The following is a 355-nucleotide window of genomic DNA, read 5'->3' as shown; positions in this document are numbered from 1 at the left end:
CCCACCCACTAACTCAGATGCGAAGTAACGATTTAATTCTACAAATCTTGGGTAAAGTGTGTTATAATAGTGGTAAACCCCAGGTCGAGGGAATTATGTTAGTTGTAGAAACCAAGTTAAAGAACGGCACTTCAGAGCAATATCAAAAGCTTGATGAATCTATTAGGACAGCGCAATTTGTCAGAAACAAATGCGTTAAATATTGGATGGAGAACAAAGGGACTACAAGAAATGACTTGCAGAAACTTTGCGCTGTTTTAGCGAAAGACTCTACAACTCCTTGGGCAAGCAAATTAAATTCTCAGGCAAGACAGTCAAGTGCAGATAGAGCATGGCAAGCCATTTCTCGGTTCTC

At 40.3% G+C, this 355-nt stretch carries 1 pseudogene; it reads left to right on the top strand.

Annotated features, from left to right (window positions below):
• Window positions 1-17 precede the first annotated feature (17 nt).
• Window positions 18-355, top strand: a pseudogene (locus PL8927_RS27800) (hypothetical protein); the annotation flags it as partial.

It is taken from the genome of Planktothrix serta PCC 8927 (assembly GCF_900010725.2).
In the GTDB taxonomy this organism is placed as follows: domain Bacteria; phylum Cyanobacteriota; class Cyanobacteriia; order Cyanobacteriales; family Microcoleaceae; genus Planktothrix; species Planktothrix serta.
This window is presented reverse-complemented; position numbering and strand designations above follow the sequence as displayed.